Origin of the sequence: Altererythrobacter sp. TH136 (genome assembly GCF_007065885.1) — a bacterium.
Taxonomy (GTDB): domain Bacteria; phylum Pseudomonadota; class Alphaproteobacteria; order Sphingomonadales; family Sphingomonadaceae; genus Tsuneonella.
This window is the reverse complement of sequence record NZ_CP041409.1, coordinates 1,033,464-1,048,116: the sequence shown is the minus strand read 5'-3', so window position 1 is coordinate 1,048,116 and position 14,653 is coordinate 1,033,464. Positions and strand designations below refer to the sequence as shown.

The 14,653-nt window shown below is 67.6% G+C and carries 15 protein-coding genes; 7 read left to right on the top strand and 8 right to left on the bottom strand.

The features are described from left to right. Positions 1-14: 14 nt before the first annotated feature. Both C0V74_RS05185 and C0V74_RS05180 read right to left on the bottom strand, forming a co-directional pair. Positions 15-1,385, bottom strand: coding sequence for a glutamate--cysteine ligase (locus C0V74_RS05185; protein ID WP_143250906.1), 1,371 nt, complete (start codon positions 1,383-1,385; stop codon positions 15-17). Positions 1,386-1,426: 41 nt separating this feature from the next. Continuing rightward, complete coding sequence (locus C0V74_RS05180; protein WP_143252173.1) at positions 1,427-2,164, bottom strand: 16S rRNA (uracil(1498)-N(3))-methyltransferase; 738 nt, start codon at positions 2,162-2,164, stop codon at positions 1,427-1,429. A gap of 54 nt (positions 2,165-2,218) precedes the next feature. Between C0V74_RS05180 and ubiA the strand changes: the two genes are divergently transcribed. The 3 genes from ubiA to C0V74_RS05165 are packed head-to-tail and all read left to right on the top strand — an operon-like array spanning position 2,219 to position 5,040. Further along, a complete protein-coding gene (gene ubiA / locus C0V74_RS05175) occupies positions 2,219-3,139 on the top strand; it encodes a 4-hydroxybenzoate octaprenyltransferase (RefSeq protein ID WP_143250905.1) in 921 nt (306 codons plus the stop codon). A 12-nt stretch (positions 3,140-3,151) separates the two neighbouring features. Continuing rightward, the gene (locus tag C0V74_RS05170; protein WP_143250904.1) at positions 3,152-3,796 is read left to right on the top strand and encodes an SOS response-associated peptidase family protein; all 645 of its coding nucleotides are present in this window, start codon (positions 3,152-3,154) and stop codon (positions 3,794-3,796) included. A gap of 59 nt (positions 3,797-3,855) precedes the next feature. Continuing rightward, positions 3,856-5,040 (top strand): MFS transporter, encoded by a 1,185-nt coding sequence (locus tag C0V74_RS05165; protein WP_143250903.1) that lies wholly within the window; start codon positions 3,856-3,858, stop codon positions 5,038-5,040. Here C0V74_RS05165 and C0V74_RS05160 read toward each other — a convergent pair. Both C0V74_RS05160 and C0V74_RS05155 read right to left on the bottom strand, forming a co-directional pair. Next, positions 5,037-5,564 carry a histidine phosphatase family protein gene (locus C0V74_RS05160; protein ID WP_143252172.1) on the bottom strand — a complete coding sequence of 176 codons (528 nt, stop codon included), beginning with the start codon at positions 5,562-5,564 and terminating at the stop codon, positions 5,037-5,039. The genes C0V74_RS05165 and C0V74_RS05160 overlap by 4 nt on opposite strands. A gap of 1 nt (position 5,565) precedes the next feature. Then, positions 5,566-8,286: an ATP-dependent DNA helicase gene (locus tag C0V74_RS05155; protein ID WP_246844972.1), complete on the bottom strand. Its 2,721-nt coding sequence runs from the start codon at positions 8,284-8,286 to the stop codon at positions 5,566-5,568. 234 nt (positions 8,287-8,520) lie between these two features. Here C0V74_RS05155 and C0V74_RS05150 point away from each other — a divergent pair, with 234 nt between their 5' ends. Together C0V74_RS05150 and C0V74_RS05145 are read left to right on the top strand one after the other, a co-directional pair. After that, positions 8,521-10,134 (top strand): lysine--tRNA ligase, encoded by a 1,614-nt coding sequence (locus C0V74_RS05150; protein ID WP_143250902.1) that lies wholly within the window; start codon positions 8,521-8,523, stop codon positions 10,132-10,134. Beyond that, positions 10,131-10,685, top strand: a complete 555-nt coding sequence (locus C0V74_RS05145) for a DUF1003 domain-containing protein (protein ID WP_143250901.1) — start codon at positions 10,131-10,133, stop codon at positions 10,683-10,685. Before C0V74_RS05150 ends, C0V74_RS05145 begins: the two co-directional genes overlap by 4 nt. Here the strand turns inward: C0V74_RS05145 and C0V74_RS05140 are convergent. Next, positions 10,682-11,350 carry a 2OG-Fe(II) oxygenase gene (locus tag C0V74_RS05140; protein ID WP_143250900.1) on the bottom strand — a complete coding sequence of 223 codons (669 nt, stop codon included), beginning with the start codon at positions 11,348-11,350 and terminating at the stop codon, positions 10,682-10,684. The genes C0V74_RS05145 and C0V74_RS05140 overlap by 4 nt on opposite strands. Before the next feature lie 80 nt (positions 11,351-11,430). Here C0V74_RS05140 and C0V74_RS05135 point away from each other — a divergent pair, with 80 nt between their 5' ends. Next, entirely contained in the window at positions 11,431-11,985 is a 555-nt protein-coding gene (locus C0V74_RS05135) for a cytochrome b (protein WP_143250899.1), read from the top strand. Positions 11,986-12,077: 92 nt separating this feature from the next. On the opposite strand, the gene C0V74_RS05130 is transcribed toward C0V74_RS05135, so the two are convergent. Beyond that, positions 12,078-13,058: an RcnB family protein gene (locus C0V74_RS05130; protein ID WP_246844971.1), complete on the bottom strand. Its 981-nt coding sequence runs from the start codon at positions 13,056-13,058 to the stop codon at positions 12,078-12,080. A gap of 249 nt (positions 13,059-13,307) precedes the next feature. After that, complete coding sequence (locus tag C0V74_RS05125; protein ID WP_143250898.1) at positions 13,308-13,883, bottom strand: NAD(P)H-dependent oxidoreductase; 576 nt, start codon at positions 13,881-13,883, stop codon at positions 13,308-13,310. Positions 13,884-13,979: 96 nt separating this feature from the next. Between C0V74_RS05125 and C0V74_RS05120 the strand changes: the two genes are divergently transcribed. After that, the gene (locus tag C0V74_RS05120) at positions 13,980-14,360 is read left to right on the top strand and encodes a helix-turn-helix domain-containing protein (protein WP_143250897.1); all 381 of its coding nucleotides are present in this window, start codon (positions 13,980-13,982) and stop codon (positions 14,358-14,360) included. 21 nt (positions 14,361-14,381) lie between these two features. On the opposite strand, the gene C0V74_RS05115 is transcribed toward C0V74_RS05120, so the two are convergent. Beyond that, entirely contained in the window at positions 14,382-14,603 is a 222-nt protein-coding gene (locus tag C0V74_RS05115; protein ID WP_131624288.1) for a hypothetical protein, read from the bottom strand. Positions 14,604-14,653: the final 50 nt, after the last annotated feature.

Genomic DNA, 14,653 nt, shown 5'->3' with positions numbered 1-14,653 from the left:
GGGGCATCCCCTCCTTAGAAGCTTTCTTCGTACACGCGGGTCAGATCGCCCGCCCATTCACCGTGATACAGATCGAGCAGCCGCTGGGCCGGAACCTTGCCGCTTGCCACGATGTCGTCGAGCGGGCTCAGGAACCCCGTTTCGTTGTCGCCGCCGCTGCTCAGCTTGCCGCGCGCCGCCAGCCCCGCGCGGGCGATCCGCAGCGCCTCGGGCGCGATATCGCGCAACGTGCGCCCGCCACCCAATGGCGCGTCGAGGCCGAGCTTCGGCACCGCGTTGCGCAGCGCCTCACGCTCGTCCATCGTCCAGTCCTTGACCAGATCCCACGCGGCATCGAGCGCGCCCTGGTCGTACAGCAGCCCGACCCACAGCGCGGGCAGCGCGCAGATGCGGTTCCAGGGGCCACCGTCCGCGCCGCGCATTTCGAGGAACGACTTGAGCCGCACCTCGGGAAAGGCGGTCGACAGGTGATCCCACCAATCCGACTGCCGCGGCTTCTCGCCCGGCAGCACCGACAAGTTGCCGTCAAGGAAATCGCGGAAACTGAGGCCGGAGGCATCGATGTAGCGTCCGTCGCGGAACACGAAGTACATCGGCACGTCGAGCATGTAGTCGACGTAGCGTTCGTAGCCGAAGCCGTCCTCGAACACGAACGGCAGCATCCCGGTGCGCTGCGGATCGGTATCGGACCAGATGTGGCTGCGGTAACTGAGGTAACCGTTCGGCTTGCCTTCGGTGAACGGCGAATTGGCGAACAGCGCGGTCGCCAGCGGCTGCAACGCCAGGCTGACCCGGAACTTCTGCGCCATGTCGGCCTCGCTCGAATAGTCGAGATTGGTCTGGATGGTGCAGGTCCGCAGCATCATGTCGAGGCCCAGGGTGCCGACCCGGGGCATGTGCCGCATCATGATCTCGTACCGGCCCTTGGGCATGATCGGCAGTTCGGCGCGGGTCTTGTCGGGCCACATGCCCAGGCCGAGGAAGCCCACACCGCAGCGGTCTCCGATGGCCTTGACCTGATCGAGGTGCCGCCCGGTCTCGGCGCAGGTTTCGTGCAGCGTTTCCAGCGGTGCACCGGACAGTTCAAGCTGACCCGCCGGCTCAAGGCTGACCGCGCCGTCCGGGCCGGTAAGCGCGATGACCTTGCCGCCTTCCTCAACCGGCCTCCACCCGAACTCCCGCATTTGCAGCAAGATGTCGCGGATACCTCCGGGCTCGTCATAGCTGGGGGCGGCGTGGTCGCTCCTGCGATATACCAGCTTCTCGTGCTCGGTACCGATGCGCCAGCTCGCCTTGGGCTTCTCGCCCTTGGCCATGGGCTCCACGAGCTGGTCGCGGCTGTAGATGATCGGATCGTTGGCGTCGGAGGCCTGCCGCGTGCTCATGCAGGTTGCACTAGAAAACCCGCTTGAACCGCGCCAGCGAATTAATCGCGCCAGTCACCCGCCGCGCTCATCCACAGCGAAACGGCTGCGATGGCGGCAGTCTCGGCGCGAAGGATTCGCGGACCGAGCGAGATCGGCACCGACTGAGGCAGCCTGCGGATCGCCGCGTTCTCGCTGTCGTCAAAGCCGCCCTCGGGGCCGATCAGGATGGCGGCCGGACCGGGTCGAGCTGCCATTGCAGGCGCCGCCGGCTCCCCGCCGCGCTCGTCGCAGAAGAACAGCGTGCGCTCGGCAGGCCACTCGGCGAGGAGCTTATCCAGCCGCACAAGAGGTTCAACCTGCGGCAGGGCGGTGCGCTCGCACTGTTCGGCCGCCTCGATCATTCGCTTGGTGAGGCGGGACGCGTTGATCTGGCGAATCTGCGTCCGGCGCATCTCTACCGGCACGAACTGGCGCACCCCAAGCTCGCAGGCTTTCTCCGCCACCAATGCGAAGTTGTCGCGCTGGATCGGTGAGACGCACAGCCACAGGTCGGGGACTTCCTCGCGGGCGGCCAGCAAGCTGTCGATGGTGACGGAGGACCGCTCTTCCAGCCGGGCGACGTATTCGCCGGTGCGGTCGTCGAACAGGCGGACCGGGTCGCCGACTTTCAGCCGCAGCACGGTGCGCAGGTAGCGCAACTGGCCGGCGTCGAGCGGCACCTCGGCACCCACTGCCAGGGGCTGGTCGACAAACAGCCGCGGGGTCGATCGGGGCGGCCAGGCGGGGACCTGTGGCAGGTGCGGCGGGGTCATCGCTTTGCAGGTGGCATGCGCGGCGGTAGGGAACAAGCCATGGCGGATGCGATCGTCCCTGACAGCGAACAAGTTCCTGACAGTGAGTACGGGGGGCTGGTGGCGCGCCTGCCGCAGCGCCCGCGCGATCTGGCGATGCTGGCCCGATTCGACCGGCCGATCGGCTGGTGGCTGTTGTTCTGGCCCTGTTCCTGGGGGGTGTGGCTGGCGGGCGCGGGGTGGCAGATCGGCCTGGTGCTGTGGCTGCTGCTCGGCAGCATCGCGATGCGCGGCGCGGGGTGCGTGTACAACGATATCGTCGATGCCGAACTTGATGCCCGCGTGGCGCGCACCGCCAGCCGGCCGGTAGCGAGCGGGCGGGTATCCACAAGACTGGCGTGGGCGTGGCTGCTGGTCCTGTGCCTGATCGGCTTGGTGGTGCTGCTCCAGCTGAGGTGGCAGGCGCAGCTGGTCGCGCTGGCGAGCCTTGCGCTGGTGGCGGCGTATCCGTTCATGAAGCGCATCACCTGGTGGCCGCAGGCGTGGCTGGGGCTGGTGTTCACCTGGGGCGCGCTGGTCGGCTGGGTGGCGCTGCGCGGCGACCGGCTGGAGGTGGCGGGCGTGCTCTACGCGGGCGCGTTCTTCTGGTGCATGGGGTACGACACGATCTACGCGCTGCAGGACCGCGAGGACGATGCGCTGGTCGGCATCCGCTCCAGTGCATTACGGCTGGGCGCGCGGGTCAAGACGGGCGTCGCGCTGTTCTATGCCGCCGCGGTGATGCTGTGGTGCCTAGCGCTATGGTTGCTGCGCGGCGACCCGATCGCCTTGCTCGCGCTCGCGCCGGCGGCGGCGCACCTCGCTTGGCAGGTGGTGACATTGAACCCGGCGGACCCGGCGAACCCGTTGGCGCGTTTCCGCTCCAACCGCTTTGCCGGGGCGCTCGTTGCCGCGGCCTGCTTCGTCGCCGGAAACGCTTGAGACCAACGCCTGATGTGCAACCTCTATCGCATGACCAAGGGCGCCGACGAGGTCGCCAGGATGTTCGCCGTTACCAACGGGGCTGTCGGCGCCAACTTCGGCGAGGAAGTCTATCCGGGGTATCCTGGCCTGGTGATCGCCGAGGGCCAGCTGCGCCAGATGGCGTGGGGCTTTCCGGTGGTGTTGAAGGGCAAGCAAGGCCAGCCGCTGAAGCCAAAGCCGGTCAACAACGCGCGCGACGACAAGCTGCTGACCGGTTTCTGGCGCGACAGCTTCGTGAACCGCAGGTGCCTGATCCCGGTGACCCAATGGGCCGAGGCGGAGGGCGAGGCGGGGCGGATGACGCGCACCTGGTACCGGCTGGCGGGCCACGACCTGTTCGCGGTCGCCGGCCTGTGGCGCCCGACCGCGGAATGGGGTCATGCCTATACGATGGTCATGTCGGATTCGTGCAGCCAGATGGCCGAGGTGCATGACCGGATGCCGGTGATCCTGACCCGCGAGCAATACGGCCAGTGGCTGGACGGCACGGCGGACGAGGCGCTGCGCCTGGTGCAGACCTGCGACCTTGAACTGCACACCGAAAAGACCGCCGAACTCTGGGTCGGCCGGCCGAAACCAGCGGCGCCGGCTGAACGCCAGGGCACGCTGCTTTAGCAGCGCCAACGATTTCGCCGGTTGACCCGCGCCAAAACCGCCCCGACAGGCCGCCGGGCATGACCGGCCATCTCACGCGAACTCAGGAATATCTGCTCGCGGTGGCCGCCGCCGTGGTGACCGCCAACGCGTATTACATCCACCCGATCATCGGCGAGGTGGCCCAGCATTTCGGCGTCAGCACCGCGCGGATCGGGATCGCTCCGGCGCTCAACCAGCTGGCCGTGGCGGTCGGCATCCTGCTGCTGTTGCCGCTGGGCGACCGGTACTCCAATCGCCTGCTAACGATCCTGTTCACCGGCGGGCAGACGGTGGGCCTGCTGGTGATGACGTTCGCGCAAGGGTTCACCCTGTTTGTCGCCGGATCGACCGTGCTCGGCTTTTTCACGGTCGCGCCCTATCTGCTGCCGGCCTATGCCTCGAAGCGGGTCGCGCCGGAACGGCTCGGCCATGTGACCGCGATCCTCACCGCAGGGGTCATCTTCGGCATCCTGGTGGCGCGGGTCGGCGCCGGCGTGGTGGCCGAGCATTTCGGCTGGCGCACCGTTTACTGGATCGCCAGCGCGGCAATGATCGCAATCACCCTGGCGATGCCGCGGATCATGCGCGCCGAACCCGATGCGGCGCGCAAGGAGGGGCTCGGTTACCTGACGCTGCTCGGCTCGCTGATTGGCCTGGCGCGGACCCACCGCGAAATCCTGCTGTCCGGCGCGATCCAGGGGATCGGCTTTGGACAGTTCATCGCCTTGTGGCTGGGCCTGGCGCTGTATCTCACCTCGCCCGAGATGGGTTACGGCACCGACGTGGTCGGTTACCTCGCCGGGTTTGCCGCGATCAGCGTGTTCACCACGCCGATGTGGGGCCGGCTGGCCGATCGCGTTGGCCCACGGCGGGCGCGGCTGTGGTTCGCCGTGGCCCAGACCGCCGGCGTCGCGCTGCTCTATCCCTTCAGCGGCAACCTGATCCTGCTGGCGATCCCGCTGATCCTGGGCAACATCGTCGGTCCGGCGATCGACGTCACCACCCGGATGACCTTCCTCGCGCTCGATCCCGCGCTGCGCACCCGGCTGACCACGATCTACATCGTGCTGATGTTCGTCGGCGGCGCGGTCGGCAGCGTGGCCGGCACCGCGGTATACGACGCGTTTGGTTGGGCAGGCACGGCGGCGTACGCGTTCGCTTCGTGCCTGGCGTTGACGGTGCTCGCCGCGATCGGGCTGCGGCTTTACGGCAACCGGGTCTAGCTTTCCGGCCCCAGCGCCGGATCGAGATCGCGCGGCCGGGCGAAGTGGACCAGCTTGCCGCGTTCCTTTTCCAGCGAGGCCCAGTCGTCGATCGCCAGTTCAAGCGCCGCGAACGACGCGGTAGGAAACTTGACCGTGGCTTCATCGAACAGCTCGTTCTCGGCCGCCGGGGCGACCATCGCGAACAGCACGTCCTGCAAGCCCGGATTGTGCCCCGCGATCAGGACCGCTTTCGCGTCGCCCGCCTCGCGCAGCACATCCAGCAGGGTTTCGACATCGGCGAGGTAGAGCCGCTTGTCATAGCGCGGCTCGATCCCCAGCAGCGCGGCCTCCAGCGTCTGCTTAACCCGTGCCGCGGGGCTGGCGATCAGCGCGTCCCACTTGACGCCGTGATCGCGGATGTGCGCGCCGATCAGCGCCGCGCCGCGCCGGCCTCGGTCGTTCAGCCCGCGGTCGAAATCGCGCATCCCGATGTCGTCCCAATCGGACTTCGCGTGGCGCAGGAGGCCGAGCAGCTTGGGCAGGTTAAGTGATCCCGTCAGCGGCCGCTTCGGCCGACTCTTGCGCGCCCGAAACACCGGATGCGAGGCGTTGTAAAGCCTCGTCGAGCGTGCAGCGGATCACCGGCGTGCCGGCGGGGAAGGCCGGCAACAGGCGGCTGGGGAACGCAGGCGACAGGACGACAAAGTGGCCGCGGTCGTCCTTGGACCGGATCAGCCGCCCGAACGCCTGCGCCAGCCGCGCGCGGATGATGCGGTCGTCATACGCGCTGCCGCCGCCCGCCGCCCGGCGCGCACGGTGCAGGATGGTCGGGCGCGGCCAGGGGACCTGTTCCATGACGACGCACCTGAGACTCCGCCCGGGAACATCAACCCCGTCGCGCAAGGCATCGGCGCCGAGCAACGAGGCGGCGGGATCGTCGCGGAAAATATCGACCAGCGTGCCGGTGTCGATCGGATCGACGTGCTGCGAATAGAGCGGCAAACCCGAACGCGCGAGCCGGTCGGCGATGCGGCCGTGTACCGCGCGCAGGCGGCGGATGGCGGTGAACAGCCCCAGCACCCCGCCGCCGCACGCCTCGATGATGCGGCCGTATGCGCCTGCCAGCCCCGGAACGTCGCCGCGCTGGATGTCGGTGACGATCAGCACTTCGGCGTTGCTGGCGTAATCGAACGGGCTCTCCGCCTCGCTCAACCGCGGCTGGGCGTCGAGATGCCGTGCCCCGCTGCGCGCGACCGCCGCGTCCCAGTCCGGCCCGTCCTTCAGCGTCGCGCTGGTCAGCATCACCCCGTGCGCCGGCTCCAGCACCACCTGGGCAAACGGCTTCATCGGGTCGAGCCAGTGGCGATGCAGCCCGACGTCGAATTCGCGCGTATCGCTGCGCTCCACCGCCAGCCAATCGACGAATTCGGGGTCGCCCGGCCCGCCGAGCCGGTCCAGCAGCGCTTCCCACGCGGCGAGCAGGTCGCAGCGCCATTGCAGCGAATGACGCGCGCCTTCGATCCGGGCGCGGCCTTGCCCGTCCAGCCAGTCGGGCGGATCGGCGATCACCGCCTCCAGCCGGCCCCCCAGCTTCATCAGGGGAGAACGGATCGCGGCGAGGGCACCGGCGGCTTGCGCGGCCAGCTCCACCACCGGCCCATCGAGGCCGGCGGCCTCGGTCTCGATGCCGTAACCCGCTTCCTGCCCGCCGCTTTCGTCGCGGGCATAGGTCGTCGCGCGCACCGCGCCGAGCAGCGCCTCGACCGGTCCCGCCGGCACGCCTTCGACCAGGCGCTGCAGCCAGCCTTCGCTCGGCAGCGCCTGCGCCGCCTCCAGCGCCGCCTCGATCGCGGCGCCGCCCGCGTCATCATAGCTGGCGACATCGGCCAGCCGCGCGGCAAGCCCGCGCCGCCGTCCGCGCGACTGCTTTTCCGGACCGACGATCCACCGGCGCAGCTCGATCGCCTCGGCCCCGGTCAGCGCGGCGGCAAAGGTAGAATCCGCCGCCTCGAACACGTGATGCCCTTCGTCGAACACGATCCGCGTGGGGCGCTGCGCATGATCACGCCCGCGCGCTGCGTTGACCATCACCAGCGCGTGGTTGGCAATGACGAGGTCGGCCTGCGCGGAGGCGCGCGCGGCGTGCTCGATGAAGCACTTCCGGTAATGCGGGCACCCGGCATAGACGCATTCGCCGCGCTGGTCGGTCAGCGCGGCGATCCCGCGCTTGCGGAACAGCGTGCCCAACCAGCCGGGCAGGTCGCCGCCGATCATGTCGCCGTCCTGGCTGAACGCCGCCCACCGCGCGACGAGCTGGGCCAGGATCGCCGCGCGCCCGCCGAACCCGCCCTGCAGCGCGTCTTCCAGATTGAGCAGGCACAGGTAGTTCTCACGCCCTTTGCGCACCACCACCGGGCGGGTGCCGTCCGCACGCGCTTGCGGCCACGCACGCCCGCTTTCGCGGCGGAGCTGGCGCTGGAGGTTCTTGGTGTAGGTGCTGACCCACACCGTGCCGCCGGACTTCTCGCTCCACAGATGCGCCGGTGCGAGATAGCCCAGCGTCTTGCCGATGCCCGTACCGGCTTGCGCCAGAAGCACATGCGGCACCCCGCGCTTCGGCCGCGGCGCGAACACGGCGCCCGCTTCGCGCGCGTAGCGGCGTTGGCCGGCGCGATGTTCGGCGCCTTCGCCGGTCAGCCGTGCGAGGCGGCCCTCGACCTCCTCCTCCTCGATCAGCACGTGACCGGGGGCGGGGCGCTCGGGCGCTTCCTCCCACTCGGGCAGCCGCGCGAACAGCCAGCGCTCGGCGCGTTCGGGCTTGCGGACATGGGGAACGAGTACCTGGGCCCACGGCCAGCGCAGCCGGACCAGCGACTGGAGAGTGGACCACGCGCCCTCGCGCTCGGGCCAGTCGGCGCTTTCGCAGGTGGCGATCAGCTTGCCCGCGGCAGCCTGCAGGAACGCCGGCACCGCGTCGTCGGCCGCCGGCTCGTCCAGCCCCAGCGCATGCGCCAGCCCCTTGGGCGTCGGCACCGCGAACCGCGCGGGGTGAACGAAAGCGAACAGCTCCAGCAGATCCAGGCCCGACAGGTCGGGATAGCCGAGCCGTGTCGCGACCAGCGGCGCGTTGAGCAGCAGCAGCGGGGTGTCGGCCGTCGCCATCACCGCATCGCCCTTGCCGCACCCGCGGGTCACTTCGCGGTCGCGCAGCCAGATGCCGGCATGGCTCGCGTGGAGGGCGGGGAGGGGCAGCAGCGCGCTCACCTGGCAATCCATGCGGAGCGTGGAACGAAAAGTAAACACGGCTTTCCTACAGCCGTACTGGCCGCCTAGAATCTAAACATGCAACTGTTCGCACCCGTCATGCCCAGCGATCCGGCGCCGTTCGCGCAGACTGTGATATTTGCGCCGAGGACAGTGTGACACGTGTGACACAAGCCCCGCCGCGGCGGGCCGCTTGCCCTTGCGTCCGCGGCCGTTTCACTAAATGAAGCCCCGATGATCGATGATGCCCTGACCGAAGCCGCCCGCGTATCCAAGGCCTGGCCGTTCGAGGAGGCGCGCAAGCTGCTCAAGCGCTATCCCGAGGGGCGCCGCCCGGATGGCCAGCCGGTGGTGTTCGAAACGGGCTATGGCCCCAGCGGCCTGCCGCACATCGGCACCTTCCAGGAAGTGCTTCGCACCACGCTGGTGCGCCGCGCGTTCGAGGCGCTGACCGGCGGCGCGCCGACCCGCCTGATCGCGTTTAGCGACGACATGGACGGGCTGCGCAAGGTGCCCGATAACGTCCCCAACAAGGAGATGCTGACCCGCCATCTCGGCCTGCCGCTCAGCCGCATCCCCGATCCCTTCGGCACGAACGACAGCTTCGCGGGGCGCAACAACGCGATGCTGCGCGCGTTCCTCGACCGGTTCGGGTTCGAATACGAATTCGTCGCCGGCAGCGACCGGTACAATTCGGGCGCGTTCGATGCCGAGCTGAAGAATGTCCTGCAAAATTACGACGCCATCATGGACATCATGCTGCCGACCCTGCGCGAAGAGCGGCGGCGGACGTATTCGCCGGTGCTACCCGTCAGCGCGCTCAACGGCGTGGTGCTGCAAGTGCCGATCGAGGTGGTCGATGCCGATGCCGGCATGATCCGCTTCGAGGACGCCGGCCGCACGGTCGAGCAGTCGATCCTCGGCGGGCGGGCCAAGCTGCAGTGGAAGGTCGACTGGGCGATGCGCTGGGTCGCGCTGGGCGTCGATTACGAGATGTACGGCAAGGATCTGACCGACAGCGGCGTGCAGTCAGGCAAGATCGCCCAGGTGCTCGGCGGCCGGAAGCCCGAAGGACTAATCTACGAGCTGTTCCTCGACGCCAATGGGGAGAAGATCTCCAAGTCGAAGGGCAATGGCCTGACGATCGACGAATGGCTGACTTATGGCACCGAGGAGAGCCTGGGGTTGTACATCTTCCCCAATCCCAAGAGCGCCAAGAGCCTGCACCCCGGCGTGATCCCGCGCGCGGTGGACGATTACTGGCAGTTTCGCGCCGCGCTGGCCGAACAGCCGCTCGACAAGCAGCTCGGCAACCCGGTGTGGCACTTGCTGGGCGCGACCGATCCCGCGCGGACGGGAGCGGGCGACACGGTGCCGGTGACCTATGCGCTGCTGCTCAACCTCGTGGGCGTGCTCGGCGCAGGAGCGACGCGCGAGCAGGTGTGGTCGTATCTGGAGAACTATGTCCCTGATGCCGATCCCGCCGCGCACCCCGAACTCGACAAGCTGGTCACCACCGCGCTCGCCTACAACCGCGACCTCGTGGCGCCGGGGCTGCATCGCCGGGCGCCGAGCGAGAACGAGGCGGCCGCGCTGCGGGAACTGGACGCGCAGCTTGCCATGCTTGGCAGCGATGCTTCGGCGGAGGAACTGCAGACGATGGTGTACGAGATCGGCAAGCGCGAGGAATTCGGCTTCACCTCGCTGCGGGACTGGTTCCAGGCGCTGTATCGAACGCTGCTGGGCAGCGACCAGGGGCCCAGAATGGGCAGCTTCATCGCGCTATACGGAGTGGACAACACCCGCCGCCTGATCGCGGAGGTACTGGTCCAGACTTCGCCCGCATGATCGGCGCGGCCGACCCGGAAACGCTTGCGCGCGAACTGCTGGGCCGCGAACTGCACGAGCTTGATGACGAGGAGCAGGCGGTCATCTGCCGGGTGGCCGCAGGAACTTATTCGCAGCTTGATGCCGATGAAGCGGCGCAGATCGCATCCACCTTCGGCGACCGGCTGGCGGACCGGGTGGCGCGCGTCGGCGGAAGCTGGGGCTTCATCCTGTTCTTCGCCTGCGTGTTGCTGGCGTGGGTCCTGATCAACGCCGGTTACGTTTACGGCGTGCCGGTCTTCGACCGGTTCCCGTACATCTTTCTCAACCTGATGCTGTCGATGCTGGCCGCGATGCAGGCGCCGGTAATCATGATGAGCCAGAACCGGCAGTCGAAGAAGGACCGGATCACCGCCCGGCACGATTACGAAGTGAACCTGCGCACCCAGCTTGAGATCGTGCGGCTGTCACGTAAGCTGGACAAGATGGTCCACCTGGCGATCCGCGAGGCGAAAAAGGCGGAGGATTCCATCGAGGAGGTGGCGCAGGAGGTGCGCAAAACCACCGACTAGCTGTGGCGGCGGGTCCGGTACCACTTGGTTAGGACGTACTTTACGCCCTCCAGCACCGGAGTGCCAGCGTGCAGCGTGTTTTCGTTGGGTGAGCCGTCCGCCAGCGCGTTGTTCCACACCATCAGCACGCCGGCCTTGGGTTCGATCTTGGCGCCGACCTCCACGAAGTGGGTCTCGCCGCCCTTGTCCACGTTATTGAGGAACGCCATCGCAGTCCAGCTGCGCTGGCCGCCGCGCTTCCGCTCGGTCTTCCAGTAATCCTCGCTGGTGTAGAACCAGTCGTTGTGCGGCTTGAATTCCTGCCCCGGATAATACCGCTGGCCCTGGATGGATTCGCCGCAGATGCCGTTGATTCCCAGGAGGTCGTCGATCCGCCGGCCGATCGCCTTGACCAGCGGGTCATGCCCGTTGAGGTCCCCGGAATACGAGGTGCGGAACCCGGTCGAATAATCCTGGTCGTACAGCTTGCTCGGCTGCGCGACGGTGTCGATCATCCGCATCAGCCGCTGGCATTCGGACGGAGTGATGAAATCGCCGACCGCGAAGATCTCCGCCTTTTCGGTGGGCACTTTGTACACCCGCGGATCGGCTGCCAGCCGGGCGCGGACGGTTTCGCCCACTCGCCGCAGGGCGTCCTTGTCGGGAATCAGTTCGGTCGTCGGCATGGTGTGCGTCCTAGCAATCGGCTTGCCGCCCGCAAAGCCGGAGCTAGTGTGGCGCGACAGGACAGAGAGGGGAGGCACTGATGCAGGCGGAGCAAGGCGCGCGATATTCCGGGGTGGCAATGCTGCTGCACTGGGTCATCGCGATCGCGGTGATCGTCAACTGGCGGCTCGCCGAGAGCGCCCACGATGGCCCGCGCGAAGCGGGCGCGAGCCTGATGGCGACGCACAAGGCGATCGGCATGACCATCCTGGCGCTGACGCTGGTCCGGCTCGCCTGGCGGCTGGCGCATCCTTCGGTGGTGCGAACGGGCGATCTCAAGGCATGGGAGCGGGTCCTTGCCAAGACCGTGCACGTGACGTTCTACGTGCTGCTGGTGGGATTGCCGCTGCTCGGCTGGCTGGGTTCTTCGGCGTTCGACAAGCCGGTGGACTGGTTCGGCCTGGTGCAGATACCCGCGCTGCCGTTGGGCCGGAATCCCGACACTGGCGAGACGCTGTTCGAGATCCACGAAACGCTGGGCGGGGCGATGGTCTGGCTGATCGCGCTGCATGTGGCGGGCGCGCTGAAGCACACGTTCTGGGACAAGGACGGCACGCTGTGGCGGATGCTACCGTTCGGCAATCCCCGCGGCTGAGTTGGCGGAAAAGAACCCCCGCCGGCCGAAGCTGACGGGGGTCCAGTTTTCCCGGACAGGCCACTCAATCCCACCCGGGAAGAGCGCGTCCGTTACCAGAAGAAGTCGTAGATCACGTCAGCAACCTGACCGGTATAGACGTTCACCAGCAGCGCATCGTCGTAGTAGCGCACCCAGCGATACGGGCCGTAAGCTTCCGGCAGGCGGTACTGCCAGGGATCGTTGATCCAGTAGCGGTTACTGTAGAACAGGCTGCCAAGGCGCAAGCCGATGCTCAGCCGGTTGTAGCGATAGTTGTTGTACGGCGAGTAATAGCGACCCAGCCGGTACCGATCCTGGTACTGGTTGCGGTAGCTGTACCAGTTGTAACGGTTATCCCGCCGCCAGTCGCGGCTCCACGTCCGGTGATTGTCGCGGTAGTTGCCGTCCCGGCGCCCGTCGCGCCAGCTGTCGTTGCGGTCACCGTCGCGATAGCCGCTGCGATACGCGTTCTGCGTCTGTTGCCGGTCGCGGACATTGTCGACCCGGCGCCCGTCGCGATAGCCGTCACGGTAGGTCTGGTTGCGCGTGTTGTCGGTGTAGGTCCGGTTGCGCTCCCAGGTGTTGTTCGTGCTACCCGTGCGACCGTTCCAGCCCGAGCGATCGCGGCCCGTGGTCTGGGCCTGAGCGCGCGCCTGTGCCTGCGCCTGGGCACGGGCACGGGCTTGAGCCTGCGCCTGCCAGTCGCCGCCGCTGCGGTTCCATTCGCGGCCTGAGCGCGCGGTGCCGGTGTCGCTGCGCCGATCACCGCGGTTCCAGTCGCGGCCGCTGCGCTGTTGCGCCACCGGTGCCGCCTGAGCGGCCTGGCGCTGCGGGGCCTGGTACGACCGCTGCGGAGCCTGCTGCGGAGCTTGGGCGGCCCGCTGCTGCTGGCGCGCCTGGCGTGCCTCGGTACGGACTTCGCGCTGTTCGGCGCGGCGGTTCTTGTAACCGTCCTCGTCCTGCGCATGGGCGATGGTAGGGAGGGCGCCGAACGACAGGGCAGCAGCAATCGCCGCGGCGCTTCCGGTGCGCAGAAGGGTCTTGATATTCACGGGCGTTCTCCAGATCGAAGAAGCCGCTCCACCACCTGCGGCCGTATGTCGATGAGTCGTTTTCTAGTTAATCCTGGCTGTCGCGAAACTGAACGATACGGCCAAAGTGTCACACGTGTCACACTGTCCATGGCACCAAAAATCTTCCCGCTCTTGCGCCCGTCCGCTCGCGCTGAAAGCAGACGGGGCCTGAGGTGAGCCCTCGCTAGCAAGCGCCGGCGGATGTAGGAAAGCGGGAACCCCGCGCCCTTACGCAGCCAGCGGTGCGAGCCGGCGAATGTCGTGATGCGCGCCGGCGATCGCCTCGGCCTGCGCCGTCTCGCTGACCTTGAGCCCCTCGGCCACGACGAAGGTCAGGTCGGTCACGCCGATGAACGCGAACACCGCGCGCAGATAGCTTTCGACATGCTCGAAGGCGGCCTGGCCGCTGCCTTCACCATAAAGCCCGCCGCGCGCCACCGCGACGATCACCCGCTTGTCGCCCGACAGTCCTTCGGCCGCGCCGGTTTCGGTATAGCGGAAGGTTTCGCCGGCGATGGCAATCCGGTCGATCCATGCCTTGAGCTGGCTGGGCACGCCGAAGTTGTACATCGGCGCGCCGATCACCACCGTGTCGGCCGCCTTGAACTCCGCCACTGCGGACTGCGATTCCTCGCTGGCGAACGCGGGCAGGGTCAGGTGCTCGATCGGCGCGGCGGCCAGGTCGCGGTAGACGACACGCGCTTGCGGATCAGCGGCGGTCAGTTCGCGGGCGATGGCGGCAGTCAGTTCGCGGCTGGCGCTCGCCTCGCCGGTGATGGCGCTGTCGAGATGCAGGATGGTCATTTGCAGAAACTCCGGTCTGGAATGTTGACCAGCACCACATAAGTGACCACATCAGAGCCGCAAGAACGCAAATATTGCTGACCAGGTCACACCGATATGACTACCTCTCCGCATCCCCACGCCAACCCGGACTGCCGCGCGGTCAGCGAACTGTTGAGCCGCGTGGGCGACAAGTGGACCGTGCTGATCGTCAAGTCGCTGGAGGGCAAAGCCTGCCGCTTCAACGAACTGAAGCGCGAAGTCGGCGGGATCAGCCAGCAGATGCTGACTCGCACCCTGCGCACGCTGGAGCGCGACGGGATGGTCGAACGCATCGTCCACCCGACGGTGCCGCCATCGGTGGAATATCGCCTGACTGCGCTCGGCCGATCGCTTGCCGTGCCGGTGATGGCGCTGGCGGACTGGACATTCGCGCACCTGCCACAGATCCACGCGAACCGGGCGGCGTATGACGGGGCGATCGACCAGGCCGCCTGAGCGGGCGGCCGGTCGCCCGGCTTACTTCATCGCGAATTCGCCGGGCTTCGCGCGGAACTCCGCAGCCGCATGCTGGCGCGCCTTGGTCGCGGTTTCGAACGCCTGGTCGACCACGGTCGCGGTGACCAGCGGATAACCCTGGCTGTTGTATCGCGTCTCGCGCACCGTCAGGCGGATCATGCCGTCGTCATTCTTGGTGATGAGGAACGGTTTCAGGGGAACGTAGGCTTTATCGGGCTTCATGGGCGGCACCTTTGCGCGTTGGGGGTTAAGATGACGATCGGGCGATCAAT